This is a genomic window from Polaromonas sp. P1_E11, from assembly GCF_056405995.1.
In genome coordinates this window covers 109,504-122,420 of record NZ_JBFUBA010000001.1, presented here as the reverse complement: position 1 = coordinate 122,420, position 12,917 = coordinate 109,504, and the positions used below count along the sequence as shown (strand labels likewise).

The window sequence follows — 12,917 nt, the reverse complement described above, 5'->3', positions numbered from 1 at the left end:
AGGGCGGAAAGGTCCGGCGGCTTCATGCGGCGCTCCAGCTGGCTGCGGCCAGTGCCGCCAGGTAGGTTCGCACGTCTTCAGGCCAGGGCTCGACCAGGGTGTCAAAGCGCAGTCGGTCGCCGGCAAACAGTGAGCGGGTGGCTTCTTCGAAGCCGGACAGGTCGCCCGCGATTTCCGCCATGAAACGGTAAGCGGCTTCGCGGGAGGCCCGTACCGCGTCGCGTGCCTCGTTGGCCCTGCTTGCTTCTTCCACCAGCTTGCGCAGCGCAACCGAAGCACCGCCGGATTGGCGGCTGAGCCACTCCCAGTGCCGCGGCAGCAAGGTGACTTCACGCGCAACCACCCCCAGCCGGGGGCGCCCGACGGAGCGCGTCGCTGGTGCTTCGGGTTCAGCGGGCGGAAGGTCGAGCGGCGTGTCGTCGGGCGCGTCCACGGCATCGGGCCGCAGGTCAAGGTCCAGGCGTTCCCCGTTGGCATCGTTGAATATGCGAAGCAGGATGTCGGCCGGCTGGGGTGTAGCGCGCAACTGCGCGAGCAGCTCGCGGCGCGGCGCGGAGGCAATGCGCTGGAACCCGGCGAAGGCGGTCAGGGTGCGGGGCGTGGCGATCAGAGTAGAGGTCATAAAGTCATTACGGTTAATTTTGTCCGGGTCAAATGAGGAGTTTATATTATCCGGGTATAAATGATCAAGTTTTCACTGAAAAATGCGTAAAAGGCTGTAAATCGGGTTCTATAGCTAATTAATCATCTAACTAGTCTATTTAATATTCTTTTGAGTTTGGGAAAAGCTCAGCTAAATTCGCGTCCTGTTCAAAAAAGAGCCTCACACGTTTTCACAAGAACCGTGAGGGGCGACAAGGTTTAGCGAATTTTCATGATCGAGCTCAAAGGCATTTTTCAAACCTACAAGGGCCCCACGGGCCCGGTCGAAGCGCTGCGGGGCGTCGACCTTCACATCAACCCGGGCGAGGTCTACGGCATCATCGGCCGCAGCGGTGCGGGCAAAAGCTCGCTGGTGCGCGTGGTCAACCTGCTGAACCGGCCGACGGCCGGCCAGGTCTTGGTGGGCGGCCGGGAACTGACTTCGCTGAACGGCGAGGCACTGCGCGTAGCCCGGCGCGACATCGGCATCATCTTTCAGCACTTCAACTTGCTGTCGTCGCGCACCGTGTACGGCAACGTGGCCTTGCCGCTGGAGATTGCGGGCTTGTCCGCAGCGGATATCAAGGCGCGTGTTGAGCCCTTGCTGGACCTGGTCGGCCTGAGCGCTCTGGCAGACCGCTACCCGGCACAGATCAGCGGCGGGCAAAAGCAGCGTGTGGGCATTGCGCGCGCGCTGGCCAATCGGCCCAAGGTGTTGCTGTCGGATGAAGCTACTTCGGCGCTGGACCCCGAAACCACGCGCTCCATCCTCGGCCTGCTGCGCCAGATCAACAAGGAATTCGGCCTCACCATCGTGTTGATCACGCACCAGATGCAGGTCATCAAACAGGTGGCCGACCGCGTGGCGGTAATCGACGCCGGCCGCATTGTCGAAAGCGGCCCGGTGATTGATGTCTTCACGCGCCCGCAACACGAAACCACACGCAGCCTGATCGCCGAGATCGTGCCGCAGGATTTGCCCGACGGCGTGCTGGCGCGCATACGCACCCTGATGAGCGCCGAGCACCCCGAAGAAGGGCAGCTTTTGCGGCTGGCGTTTGCGGGAGACGAGTCGGATCGCCCCTTGCTGTCAGACGTGATCCGCCGTTTTGGCATAGATCTCTCCATCGTGCACGGGCAGGTGGACGAGATCCAGGGCAAGCCCTTTGGCTCGCTGGCAGTGTTTGCGCGCGGTGCGGCTGAGCAGCTCAACGCCGCGGTGGCGCATTTGCGCGGTGCTGGGGTGCATGTAGACCAGGTCGGCGGTGAGCTGGCCGTGGGCGGGAGGGTTTAAGCCGTGTTCAGTAATTTCTCACAAGCCCTGCTCGAGCTCTTTGTCAGCTCGCTATGGGAAACCATCGTCATGGTGGGAATTTCGGGCGCGGTCGGTGCGCTCATCGGTATTCCGCTGGGGGTGTTTTTGCGCCTGACGGACGAGGGCGGCGTGCTGCAGAACGCCGGCGTGAACCGCGTCGTCGGCGGCCTCGTCAATGCGGTGCGTTCCACGCCCTTCATCATTTTGCTGGTGGCCATCATTCCGCTGACGCGCTTCATCACCGGGTCTTCCATCGGCACGGCGGCTGCTGTGGTGCCGCTCACCATCGCGGCGGCGCCGTTCATTGCGCGGCTGGTGGAAACCTCGCTGCGCGAAGTCGACCACGGGCTTATCGAAGCCGCGCTGGCCATGGGTGCCACCACACGGCAGATCGTCTTCAAGGTGCTGCTGCCCGAGGCGCTACCCGGCATCGTTGCGGGCCTGACCATCACCTTCGTGAGCCTCACGGGTTACTCGGCCATGGCCGGCGCCATTGGCGGCGGCGGGCTGGGCGACCTGGGTATCCGCTACGGCTACCAGCGCTTCTTGCCTGAAGTCATGCTGGCTGTGGTGCTGGTGCTCATCCTGTTTGTGCAGGCGGTGCAAAGCCTGGGCGACTGGGCTGTGCGCAGGTTGAGCCACAGATGACCCCATCCATCCATGACAGCCATGCGCGGCGATGTTGATTGCTACGCTTTTGATAGCTGCTCGCGCACGTTCCCATTGGGCTGGGGCCCGATTTACTTCTTAAAAATGGCCCTGAAATTGACCTTCAGGGCAAAAAAACAGATTCATTCATCTTCAAAAAAGGAAACACCATGAAAAAACGCACCCTCATCCAGTCCGCCGTCGCACTCGCGCTGGCCGCCTCGTTCACCGGCGTTGTGCTGGCGCAAGACAAGCCGCTGAAGATCGGTGTCACCGCCGGCCCGCACGCGCAGATTTTTGAACAGGTCAAAAAGATCGCCGAAAAAGACGGCCTGAAGATCCAGATCGTCGAGTTCAGCGACTACATCCAGCCCAACGCCGCGCTGGCCGCCGGCGACCTGGACGGCAACAGCTACCAGCACAAGCCTTTCCTCGACCAGCAGGTCAAGGACCGCGGCTACAAGATCGTCAACGTCGGCTACACCGTCAACTTCCCGATCGGCCTCTATTCCAAAAAGGTCAAGAGCCTGGCCGAGCTGAAGGAGGGCGCGCGCTTCGGCATTCCCAATGACCCGACCAACGGCGGCCGTGTGCTGCTGGTGCTGCAGGACAAGGGCCTGATCAAGCTCAAGCCCGACGCAGGCCTGAAAGCCACGCCGCTCGACGTGATCGAGAACCCGAAGAAACTGAAGTTTGTGGAGCTCGATGCCGCCCAGCTGCCACGCTCGCTGGACGACCTGGACGCCTCGGCCGTCAACACCAACTACGCGCTCTCCGCCGGGCTGAACCCCAAGGACGCGATTGCCCAGGAAGCCGCCAAGTCGCCGTATGTCAACCTGCTGGCAGTGCGTGAGCAAGACAAAGACAAGCCGTGGGTGGCCAAGCTGGTGAAGGCCTACCACTCGGAAGAAATCCGCAAGTACGTGCAGGCCGAGTTCAAGGGCGCTGTGCTGCCTGGGTTCTGAGCGTAGCCAGGCGGAGCGTAAAGCATGAGCCGGTTGCTGACCCTTCCCAATGCCGGCGCCTTGTCGATTCGCGCCAAGGCGCTGGTGTTCGAAGACCCCGGCTCGCTGGCCTTGCTGGAGCGCGTCGACCAGGTCGCGCCGACCGAAGCCACGGTCCTCATCATTGGTGAAACCGGCACCGGCAAGGAATTGCTGGCGCGCCGGATCCACCAGGGCAGCGGGCGCAGCGGGCCATTTGTGGCCGTGAATTGCGGCGCTTTCAGCGAGTCGCTGATCGATGCCGAACTGTTTGGCCATGAAACCGGCGCTTTCACCGGCGCTGCGCACGCCCGCGCCGGCTGGTTTGAGGCGGCCGATGGCGGCACGCTGTTCCTTGACGAAATTGGTGACCTGTCGCTGAGCCTGCAAGTCAAGCTGCTGCGTGTGCTGCAGGAGCGCCAGGTGGTGCGCATCGGTTCGCGCAAGCCGATTGCGCTGGACGTGCGCCTGATTGCCGCAACCAACGTCGACCTGCGCGACGCGGTGAACGCCAGCCACTTTCGCGCCGACCTTTACTACCGCCTCAGCGTTGCCACGCTGGAGCTGCGCCCGCTGTTTGAACGGCCCGGCGACATCCTGCCGCTGGCGCGACATTTCCTGGCGAGCTACGCCGCGCGCCTGGGCATCAGGGATGCCAGCATTTCGCCCGAGGCAGAGCAGGCCCTGCTGGCCCACGACTGGCCCGGCAATATCCGCGAGCTGGAAAACGTCATCCACTACGCGCTCATCGTGGCGCCCGCGGCAACGCTGCACGTCGCGGACCTGCAGGGCATCCACCGCTCTGCGCGCCTGGCGTCCCGCGCGGCACCTGCTGCATTGCCGGCACCTGCTTCTGTAGAGCAGGTTTCAACTCCCATGGTGCAGGGCGCTGCACCCGACAGTTTGCGCGAGGTGCTGCTGCAACGCATGAACCAGGCCGAACCTGGATTGTTTGACACCGTCGAGGCCACGCTGGTGAAGACGGCGTTCGAGTTCTGCCACGGCAACCAGGTGCAGACAGCGCATCTGCTGGGCCTTTCGCGCAACGTGCTGCGTACCCTGCTCAAGCGCCATGGCTTGCTCGACAAGTCTGCACAAGCCGCACATGCTGAAGAGAGCAGTTCCGCCTTCGCGCCGCTGTAGCCGAAAAGGCCGTGCTGCGTTCGCAGCAGCCGTTCAACAGTTTCTTGCAGTCGCTTTTGGCAGGCTGCTGGTATCGCAGCAATACCGCGAAAAAATACCTCCCAACGACCGGTCTTCACTGGCACAGGTCATGCGTAGAAGTCTGCTGGCAGCGTCGTTGTTGACGTCTGCTTCTTTCATGACACAAGGAGCTTCTTCATGACAACATTGCCCGTGGATATTCACCCGGTCGCCGGCCGCATTGGCGCCGAGGTGCGCGGCCTGCGCCTGTCTGCCGACCTGCCAGGCGCCACCATCACCGCGCTGAACCAGGCGCTGCTCAAGCACAAGGTGCTGTTCTTTCGCGGCCAGCAGCATCTGGACGATGCATCGCAGGAGGCGTTTGCCAAGCGCCTGGGCGAGCCGGTGCCGCACCCCACGGTGCCGGTGCGCCAGGGCACGGGCTTTATCCTTGAGCTGGACTCGGAACACGGCGGGCGCGCCAACTCCTGGCACACCGACGTGACCTTCGCCGTGGCCCCGCCCAAGATCTCGGTGCTGCGCGGCGTGGTGATCCCGCCCGCCGGCGGCGACACGGTGTGGGCCAACACGGCGCTGGCTTACCAGGGCCTGCCGCCCGCGCTGCGCGAGCTGGCCGAAAAACTCTGGGTGATTCATGGCAACGATTACGACTACGCCGCCTCACGCAGCGAAGACGAAGTGTCGAGCGAAGGCCTGCGGCATTACCGCGAGGTTTTCACCCGCACCTTGCATGAAGCCGAGCACCCGGTGGTGCGCGTGCATCCCGAAACGCGCGAGCGCACGCTGGTGCTCGGCCACTTCGCCAAAAAGCTGGTCGGTTATTCCAGCACCGATTCGCAGCACCTGCTGTCGGTGCTGCAAAGCCATGTGACGCGTCTTGAGAACACCGTGCGCTGGCGCTGGATCCAGGGTGACGTGGTGATCTGGGACAACCGCGCCACCCAGCACTACGCCATCAATGACTACGGTGACCAGAAGCGCATCGTGCGCCGCGTCACGCTGGCCGGTGACGTGCCGATCAGCGTGGACGGCCGCCGCTCACGCGTCCACGGCGGCCAGGCGCAACCACCGAAGGTCGACCAACCGGCGGTGCCTGCCGAGGCCGTGGCTGCCTGATTGAGCTCTTGTGTGGCAGGGCCGTGCTGCCAGTGCGGCCGGCCATTTTTGCCGGCTTCGCGCCGGCTTTTTTTGCTTGCAGGCAAAAAAATGGCCGTTTTGATGCCTTTTTTAGCAATCAAAACGGCCGCTAGCCCAATGAAAATGTGCGCCACCAGCTATCAAATAGATAGCATTATTGGCGGCGGGTTAAGGCTCAGGCCCTCTGCAGCAGGTGGTAGCTGTGGTCGTCCGAGGCGGTTGACTTGCGGCCACCACCCCAGCCCACGGCTTTGCGGTAGCTGCCGAGCAGCGCGCCATGGCGCAAAGTTTCTTCGTTCACCTGCACGGATTCATCAGCGCTGGGCGCGACGAACAGCGCGTCTTCCGGGCAGTACAGCTCGCACATGAAGCAGGTCTGGCAGTCTGCCTGGCGCGCGATGACCGGCGGGCCGCCTGGCACGGCATCGAATACGTTGGTGGGGCAGGCTGTCACGCAGATGTTGCAGCCGGTGCACTGCGAAGCGCTGATGAGCTCGATCATGCGACCGCTTCCTGGCTGACCCGGATTTCGTCGAGCCCGTTGCTGATGAGGCGGTGCCGCTGCGTGGGGTCAGGCGCGGCATGTTCCTGGCGCCGGTGCATGCCGCGCGTTTCGTTGCGGGCGAGGGCGCTGCGGTACATCCAGCGCGAATGGGCCAGCAGCGCGGCAGCTTCGCGTGTGCGAACCGCCTGCTGCCTGTCGGCCGGTGCGGCCTGGCGCAGGCGAATCCAGAGCGCATCAAGCCGCGACAGCGAATCTTCCAGCACACCGCCGCTGCGGAACCAGTTGCGCTCATACGGAAACACTTCGGCCTGCACGGCCCGGATCAGGGCTTCGCTGTCGGTGTGCTCACTGCCCACGCCCTGCAGACCCACGCCGCCGGCGCGCAGCACCGCGCGTGCGGCGCTGTGCCCGTTCGAGCGCGCGAAGCCGGCCGCACCTGCACCGGCCCAGAATCCGGACGACAAGGCCCAGGCCGCGTTGTGGCTGCCGCCGCCGGTAAAGGCGCCGCAGATCAGCTCGCGCGTGGCGGCATCACCGGCGGCGTAAAGGCCGGGCACGGAAGTCGCGCAGTCGCGGCCCGTGATGCGCAGGCCGCCGGTGCCGCGCACCGTGCCTTCCAGCCGCAAGGTCACGGGAAAGCGCTGGGTGAAAGGGTCTATGCCTGCGCGGTCGAAGGGCAGGAAGAAGTTGGGCTGGGCGGTGCGCATCCAGGCTTTCACCTGCTCGTCGGCTTTATCCAAACGGCCGAACACACGCTGGGTCTGCAATGTTTTGGCAATCAGGCTGCGGCCGAAAGCTGAACCGGCGCCTTCAATCACGCTGCCGTCCTCGTAGTAGAAGGTGGCCCATTGGTAGAACAGCGACTTGGTGACGGAGGCAAATGCCGCACCCAGTCCGTAGGCATTGGAAAACTCCATGCCTGAAAAATCGGCACCCACCTCGGCGGCCATCAGGTGGCCGTCGCCGGTCAGCACATTGCAGCCCAGTGCGCGGCTTAAGAAAGCGCAGCCGCCAGTGGCGATGACGACAGCGCCGGCGCGCACCACCCAGGGCTCCAGCGTCTGGCGCTGCTGGCCGGTGGCGCCGCACACGGTGCCTTGTTCGTCCACCAGCAACTCCAGCGCCGGGCTGTGGTCGAGCATGCGCACGCCTGCCTCCTTGGCGCGTTTGCGCATCAGGCGCATGTATTCGGGGCCTTGCAGTGAGGTGCGGCGCTGCTCGCCGTCTTCGCCAATCGGGAAAGGGTAGCCCCATTCGGCCAGTTGCTGCATGTTGGCGTAGGTCTGCTCGAGCACGCGGTCCATCCACGCGTGTTCGGCCAGTTGCCCGCCCTTGTCGTAGCGGCTGGCTTTGGCGTCCTCGCGCTGCGTGCCTTGCGGCTCCACGTACCAGACGCCTGTGCCTGAAGGCGCCGTGGCGCCCGAGGTGCCGCAGTAGCCCTTGTCGGCCAGCACCACCTTTGCGCCCTGTGCTGCGGCGCTGATGGCGGCCCAGGTCCCGGCGGGGCCGCCGCCTATGACCAGCACGTCGGCATCGTGCTGCCGGGCGCCGGCCGCGTTCGAGAGGGCGGTGAAGTTGAAGTCGCGGCTTCCCATCACGCCACCTTTTGGGCCTTGACGGCGAACTGGTTGACGGGCCGGTCCAGGCCGAGGTTTTCGCGCAGTGTGCTGCCTTCGTATTCGGTGCGGAAAATACCGCGCCGCTGCAGCTCAGGGATCACCAGGTCCACAAAATCGTTGAGCGATTCAGGCAGCACGGGCGGCATGACGTTAAAGCCGTCAGCGGCGCCGTTTTCAAACCACTCCTGGATCTTGTCCGCGATGGTCTCTGGTGTGCCCACTACCACCCAGTGGCCTCGCGCACCCGCCAGGTATTCATAGAGTTGGCGCACGGTGAGCTTGTCGCGCCGCGCCAGCTCCAGCACCACGTGGGCGCGGCTGTTCTGGCCCTTGGGCGGTTCGGGAATGTAGGGTGGCGGGGCGTCCAGGTCCCACTTCGTGAGATCTTCTCCCGGCCAGAATTGGGCAATGGTGTTGAGGCCTACCGACGGGTGAATGAGCTTTTGCAGCTCGGCCCACTTGGCTTCAGCTTCGGCCTGTGTGCGGCCTATCACTGGCGAAATGCCGGGCAGGATCAAGAGCTGCTCAGGCCGGCGGCCGTATTTGGCCAGGCGGCCTTTCACGTCGCGGTAGAAGGCCTGCGCTTCTGCCAGACTGGTCCAGGCCGTGAAGATTGCTTCGGCGGTGGCGGCCGCGAGTTCGCGCCCAGGTTCGGAAGAGCCGGCCTGCACGATGACCGGGTAGCCTTGCGGCGGCCGCTCGAGGTTCAGCGGGCCCTGCACCTTGAAGTATTTGCCGTGGTGGTTGATCTCATGCAGCTTGGCCGGGTCAAAGTAGCTGCCGGTCTCCGGATTGCGGATGAAGGCGTCGTCCTCGAAGCTGTCCCACAAGCCTTTAACCACGTCGATGAACTCGTGGGCCTGCTCGTAGCGCACTTCCGGGTCGGGGTGCTTGTCGAGCCCGAAATTTCCGTACACATTGTCGGCGCCGGTGGTCACGACATTCCAGGCCGCGCGGCCCTTGCTGATGTGGTCCAGCGAGGCGAACTTGCGCGCCAGCAGGAAGGGGTCCTCATAAGTGGTGGAGGCCGTCGCCACGAAGCCGATGTGTTTCGTCACAGCCGACAAGGCCGCCCATAACGTGACCGGTTCGAAGTAGGACACGCGGCCCTGCCGGCTGAAGGCTTCGTCGGTGCCGTGGAATGCGACGCCCGGGCTGTCGGCCACAAACACCTGGTCGAACAGGCCGCGCTCGGCGGTTTTGGCCACCTCGATGTAGTGGTCGATGTTGACGCCTGAATCGACCTGGGAGCCGGGATGTCGCCAGGCCGCGATATGGTGGCCTGTGGCCATGATGAATGCGCCCAGGCGAAGTTTGCGTTGAGTCATGTGGGATGTCTTTCTTTGGTAATGGTTCAGCTGTGGGTGGAAGCCGGCTTCCACGCCGTGAAGTGGCGCTCCAGCGCCTGCAGCGCGAAGTTCAGCGTGACCCCGATGGCTGTGATGGCGATGATCCCGAAGTACATGTCGGCAATCAGGAAACTGAACTGGGCGTAGATGATCAGGTAGCCCAGCCCGGCCTTGGCGCCCACCATCTCGGCGGCAATCAGCACCAGCATGGCCGAAGCCGCAGCCAGGCGTATGCCCACAAAAATGGTCGGCACGGAAGCCGGCAGGATGACCTTCAGGAACAGCTGGCGCGGTGTCACGCCCATGGTGCGGGCCGACTTCACGAGCAGCGGATCCACCTGCCGCACGGCCGAGATGGTGTTGAGCAACAGGGGCCAGGCGCACGAATACACCACGATGGAGACCTTGGACACCTCGCCAATGCCCAGCAGCAGCAGGAACACCGGGAGCAATGCCAGCGGTGCCGTGTTGCGCAGCAGCTCAATCAGCGGGTTGAGCGTGTTGCCCAGGCGCCGGTACCAGCCGATGGCCAGCCCCAGCGGGATCGCGAACACGATGGCCAGCAGCAAGCCCCCGAGCGAACGGGCCAGGCTGATAGAGGTGTGCTCCCACAGCTGGCCGTTCAAAGCCAATGCCCAGCCGGCGGCAAGTACCTCGCTGAGCGGCGGCAGGAAGGTTGGGTCGGTGAGGCCCAGGCGCGGCGCCAATTCCCACAGCAGGGCCAGCGCCACGATCAGGCCGGAGCGCCAGGTGGCATTGGCAACTTGCGCCTGCAGGCGCTTCCAGAGCGGCGGCGTATGCAGCGTCAGAGGGGCGGTCCCTGCGTTCAGGGCAATGTCAGACATGGGCAATTTCCTTGAGGATGGGTTGCGAGGAAATACGGGCGCGGCGCTCGCGGCGGGCAGACGCCACCTCGTCATGCAGCTGCGACCAGATTTCGTGGCGCAGCTCGCCGAACAGCGGCAGCGAGCGCACGTCGTCGGTGCCGCTGCGCAAGGATTCGGGGATGTCCACGATCTGTTTGATGCGTCCCGGGCGGGTTGTCATGATGGCCACGCGCTGGCCCAGCACCACAGCTTCGTCGATGCCGTGCGTGATGAACACAATCGTCTTGCCGGTGCGTTGCCAGATTTCGACCAGTTCTTCCTGCAGCGTTTCGCGTGTCTGCGCATCGAGCGCGGCAAAAGGTTCGTCCATCAGCAGCACCTGGGGCTCGTAAGCCAGGCTGCGCGCAATGGCCACGCGCTGCTTCATGCCGCCGGAGAGTTCATGCGGAAAGCGGTTGGCAAAGTCGGTCAGGCCCACCAGCTCCAGGTAGTGCGCGGCCTTCTCGCGCCGGGCGCGTTTGCCGACACCCGCGACTTCCAGGCCAAAGGCCACGTTGTCCAAGGCGCTTAACCAGGGGAAGAGGGCGTACTGCTGGAACACCACGCCCCGGTCGCGTGCCGGGCCGGTGATGGGTTGACCGTCAATCAGCACGCGGCCGCTGGTGGGCAGGGCCAAACCGGCCAGCAGGTCAAGCAAGGTGGACTTGCCGCAACCGCTGGGCCCGACCAGCACCAGGAACTCGCCGGGGCGAACGTCAAGCGTCACGTCATGTACGGCAACAAATCGTTTGGCGGCGCCGCCGTCGTCCGCGCGGACGGTGAACTCTTTGCTGACATTTTCGAAGCGGATTTTTGCGGCGCTCATTTGGCGGCCGCCAGCTTGTCGCCGCTGTTGGAAGCATTGGAATAAGGGTTGAACGCGTTGGTGTACAGGTCTGTGGGCTTGACCTGGCCGGGTTTGAGCAGGCCGTCCTTGACCAGCCAGTCGATCCAGATCTGCAGCTCCTTGTCCTTGATCACGCCGCCTGTGCCCGCCACGCCGGTGCTTTTCCAGTACTGGATGGTGTCGGCGCTTTCGGCGCGCTTGCGGCCGTCAATGATCTTGACGAAGCGTGCCCGAACCTCGGCCGGCGGTGTGTTGCGCGCCCATTCGATCGAACGCGCCAGCGCTGACACCAGATGGCGGCTGGTGTTGGGGTTTTGTTCGATGAACTTGTTGTGCAGAACGATGGAGCCCGCGGTGAAGTTGCCATACAGGTCGCGGTCTGTGAACAGCGGGCGTATGCCGCCACGTTCGCGCGCCTTGTCGCGCAGCACACCGCCCAGGGTGGTGACTTCCACCTGGCCCTGGCGCAGCGCTTGCTCTCCAGTCACCGGGGGCGTGACCACCAGGGTGACCTGCTTGGCCTCCGCGTCGCTGACTTTGGCGCGCTCCAGGTACTCGCGGACCATGAACTCGTGATGCGCGCCCAGCGTGTTCACCGCGACTTTTTTGCCGATCAGGTCGCGTGCGGATTTGATGGGACTGTCCTCCTTGACGTAGTAGCCGGTCCAGGTGTTTTCGTCCACACCGTAGTAGCCCAACACCGCCTTGATCGGCGCTTTCTTGGCCAGCAGCTTCACGACCGCGCCGTTGAAGGCGCCACCCAGGTCGACATCGCCAGTGACCACGCTCTGGATGTCCTGCGGGCCGCTGATGGTATTGCCTACCCATTTGGCTTTGAGCGGCGCCAGGTAGCCCAGGTCTTCAGCCAGTTCGATCCAGGTGACCTGGCCGGCCCAGCCCTGGTAGCGGATTTCTGATTTTTCAATCGGGGGCGCGGCATGGCCTTGAGCGGACAGGAGGCCAAACGACAAAGCTGTGAGACCGAGGAAGCGAGTGATGTTCATGGCGTGAGGAGTGAGTGGTTGACAAGCTCAACATCGCAGCATCCGTGCCAGTGATTTGGGGTCGATTTCGGGGGATTTAACGGGTTTGAAGGGCCAGACTGTTGCATCTGGAACAGTTGCCTGGTGATTGGCTGGCACGGGCTGCTCAGTTCGGTACAGGCAGGGGACGTGCGGAAGAACGGGATCTGCGTGTCATCCGGCATCAATGAGTGCCTAAGATGTTTTCGGCTTTAAGAACCTCCTTTTTATTCTTTGGTGTTTTGAATCTCACGCTCTAGAGTGCGTTCAATGATTCCGGCAGCTGGCCATCCCCATCGAAATGGCGGCTGATCCGGGTTGTATTGAACAGACTTTCCGGGAATGACGATGACTTCTGAAACATCTGAGCTGGTTTTGCCTAAAGCATTGGAAGAGGCGCGAGAGGCTGCACAGCAAGCCGGTCTGCCTTATGCAGGCGGCGTGCCGCCGCAGCTTGCGTGGCAGCTTTTTTCTTCCGGCGAGGCTCTGCTGGTAGACGTGCGTTCGGGTGAAGAGCGCAAATTTGTCGGCCATGTGCCGAATAGCCTCCACGTGGCCTGGGCAACGGGAACTGCGCTCACGCGCAACCCGCGCTTTGTGCGCGAACTTGAAGCCAAAGTGGGCGGCAAGGAGGCCGTGGTGCTTTTGTTGTGCCGCAGCGGCAAGCGTTCGGCACTGGCAGCCGAGGCGGCCGCCAAGGCGGGCTTCACGCAGGTCTACAACGTGCTCGAAGGTTTTGAAGGCGAGATCGATGCGCAGCAGCATCGCGGCGTGGCCGACGGCTGGCGGTTCCGGGGCCTGCCGTGGGAACAGGACTGAA

General features: G+C 63.6%; 14 protein-coding genes. 7 read left to right on the top strand and 7 right to left on the bottom strand.

Annotation, left to right across the window (positions count from 1 at the left end; translation table 11 throughout):
- Positions 1-22 precede the first annotated feature (22 nt).
- Entirely contained in the window at positions 23-622 is a 600-nt protein-coding gene (locus tag AC1D11_RS00585) for a DUF2239 family protein (RefSeq protein WP_477648578.1), read from the bottom strand.
- A 252-nt stretch (positions 623-874) separates the two neighbouring features.
- On the opposite strand from AC1D11_RS00585, the gene AC1D11_RS00580 reads away from it, so the two are divergent.
- From AC1D11_RS00580 to AC1D11_RS00555, 6 genes are all read left to right on the top strand, one after another.
- Entirely contained in the window at positions 875-1,936 is a 1,062-nt protein-coding gene (locus tag AC1D11_RS00580; RefSeq protein ID WP_477650908.1) for a methionine ABC transporter ATP-binding protein, read from the top strand.
- Positions 1,937-1,939: 3 nt separating this feature from the next.
- Positions 1,940-2,605 (top strand): methionine ABC transporter permease, encoded by a 666-nt coding sequence (locus AC1D11_RS00575; protein ID WP_457278549.1) that lies wholly within the window; start codon positions 1,940-1,942, stop codon positions 2,603-2,605.
- Positions 2,606-2,617: 12 nt separating this feature from the next.
- Positions 2,618-2,779, top strand: a complete 162-nt coding sequence (locus AC1D11_RS00570; RefSeq protein ID WP_477648580.1) for a hypothetical protein — start codon at positions 2,618-2,620, stop codon at positions 2,777-2,779.
- Positions 2,776-3,570 carry a MetQ/NlpA family ABC transporter substrate-binding protein gene (locus tag AC1D11_RS00565; protein ID WP_477648581.1) on the top strand — a complete coding sequence of 265 codons (795 nt, stop codon included), beginning with the start codon at positions 2,776-2,778 and terminating at the stop codon, positions 3,568-3,570. The genes AC1D11_RS00570 and AC1D11_RS00565 overlap by 4 nt, the downstream gene beginning before the upstream one ends.
- A gap of 24 nt (positions 3,571-3,594) precedes the next feature.
- On the top strand, positions 3,595-4,731 hold the full coding sequence (locus tag AC1D11_RS00560) for a sigma-54 interaction domain-containing protein (RefSeq protein WP_477648582.1): 1,137 nt from the start codon (positions 3,595-3,597) through the stop codon (positions 4,729-4,731).
- Between the two features lie 198 nt (positions 4,732-4,929).
- The gene (locus AC1D11_RS00555; protein WP_477648583.1) at positions 4,930-5,868 is read left to right on the top strand and encodes a TauD/TfdA dioxygenase family protein; all 939 of its coding nucleotides are present in this window, start codon (positions 4,930-4,932) and stop codon (positions 5,866-5,868) included.
- A 196-nt stretch (positions 5,869-6,064) separates the two neighbouring features.
- Here the strand turns inward: AC1D11_RS00555 and AC1D11_RS00550 are convergent, their stop codons facing one another.
- Genes AC1D11_RS00550 through AC1D11_RS00525 form a run of 6 tightly spaced genes read right to left on the bottom strand, consistent with a single transcriptional unit; the run spans position 6,065 to position 12,079 of the window.
- Positions 6,065-6,391: a 4Fe-4S dicluster domain-containing protein gene (locus AC1D11_RS00550; RefSeq protein WP_477648584.1), complete on the bottom strand. Its 327-nt coding sequence runs from the start codon at positions 6,389-6,391 to the stop codon at positions 6,065-6,067.
- Entirely contained in the window at positions 6,388-7,989 is a 1,602-nt protein-coding gene (locus tag AC1D11_RS00545) for an FAD-binding protein (protein ID WP_477648585.1), read from the bottom strand. The genes AC1D11_RS00550 and AC1D11_RS00545 overlap by 4 nt, the downstream gene beginning before the upstream one ends.
- A complete protein-coding gene (locus tag AC1D11_RS00540; protein WP_457278543.1) occupies positions 7,989-9,341 on the bottom strand; it encodes an LLM class flavin-dependent oxidoreductase in 1,353 nt (450 codons plus the stop codon). Before AC1D11_RS00540 ends, AC1D11_RS00545 begins: the two co-directional genes overlap by 1 nt.
- A 26-nt stretch (positions 9,342-9,367) precedes the next feature.
- Positions 9,368-10,207 carry an ABC transporter permease gene (locus AC1D11_RS00535; protein WP_477648586.1) on the bottom strand — a complete coding sequence of 280 codons (840 nt, stop codon included), beginning with the start codon at positions 10,205-10,207 and terminating at the stop codon, positions 9,368-9,370.
- Positions 10,200-11,054, bottom strand: coding sequence for an ABC transporter ATP-binding protein (locus tag AC1D11_RS00530; protein ID WP_457278541.1), 855 nt, complete (start codon positions 11,052-11,054; stop codon positions 10,200-10,202). Before AC1D11_RS00530 ends, AC1D11_RS00535 begins: the two co-directional genes overlap by 8 nt.
- Positions 11,051-12,079, bottom strand: coding sequence for an ABC transporter substrate-binding protein (locus AC1D11_RS00525; RefSeq protein WP_477648587.1), 1,029 nt, complete (start codon positions 12,077-12,079; stop codon positions 11,051-11,053). Before AC1D11_RS00525 ends, AC1D11_RS00530 begins: the two co-directional genes overlap by 4 nt.
- Positions 12,080-12,445: 366 nt before the next feature.
- On the opposite strand from AC1D11_RS00525, the gene AC1D11_RS00520 reads away from it, so the two are divergent.
- On the top strand, positions 12,446-12,916 hold the full coding sequence (locus AC1D11_RS00520; protein WP_477648588.1) for a rhodanese-like domain-containing protein: 471 nt from the start codon (positions 12,446-12,448) through the stop codon (positions 12,914-12,916).
- Position 12,917 lies beyond the last annotated feature (1 nt).

Excerpts from the sequence above, each read along its gene's own strand:
- AC1D11_RS00560 (WP_477648582.1), top strand. The coding sequence starts at position 3,595 with ATGAGCCGGTTGCTGACCCTTCCCAATGCCGGCGCCTTGTCGATTCGC.
- AC1D11_RS00580 (WP_477650908.1), top strand. The coding sequence starts at position 875 with ATGATCGAGCTCAAAGGCATTTTTCAAACCTACAAGGGCCCCACGGGC.
- AC1D11_RS00535 (WP_477648586.1), bottom strand. The coding sequence starts at position 10,207 with ATGTCTGACATTGCCCTGAACGCAGGGACCGCCCCTCTGACGCTGCAT.
- AC1D11_RS00520 (WP_477648588.1), top strand. The coding sequence starts at position 12,446 with ATGACTTCTGAAACATCTGAGCTGGTTTTGCCTAAAGCATTGGAAGAG.
- AC1D11_RS00530 (WP_457278541.1), bottom strand. The coding sequence starts at position 11,054 with ATGAGCGCCGCAAAAATCCGCTTCGAAAATGTCAGCAAAGAGTTCACC.
- AC1D11_RS00565 (WP_477648581.1), top strand. The coding sequence starts at position 2,776 with ATGAAAAAACGCACCCTCATCCAGTCCGCCGTCGCACTCGCGCTGGCC.
- AC1D11_RS00585 (WP_477648578.1), bottom strand. The coding sequence starts at position 622 with ATGACCTCTACTCTGATCGCCACGCCCCGCACCCTGACCGCCTTCGCC.
- AC1D11_RS00550 (WP_477648584.1), bottom strand. The coding sequence starts at position 6,391 with ATGATCGAGCTCATCAGCGCTTCGCAGTGCACCGGCTGCAACATCTGC.
- AC1D11_RS00555 (WP_477648583.1), top strand. The coding sequence starts at position 4,930 with ATGACAACATTGCCCGTGGATATTCACCCGGTCGCCGGCCGCATTGGC.
- AC1D11_RS00525 (WP_477648587.1), bottom strand. The coding sequence starts at position 12,079 with ATGAACATCACTCGCTTCCTCGGTCTCACAGCTTTGTCGTTTGGCCTC.
- AC1D11_RS00570 (WP_477648580.1), top strand. The coding sequence starts at position 2,618 with ATGACAGCCATGCGCGGCGATGTTGATTGCTACGCTTTTGATAGCTGC.
- AC1D11_RS00545 (WP_477648585.1), bottom strand. The coding sequence starts at position 7,989 with ATGGGAAGCCGCGACTTCAACTTCACCGCCCTCTCGAACGCGGCCGGC.
- AC1D11_RS00540 (WP_457278543.1), bottom strand. The coding sequence starts at position 9,341 with ATGACTCAACGCAAACTTCGCCTGGGCGCATTCATCATGGCCACAGGC.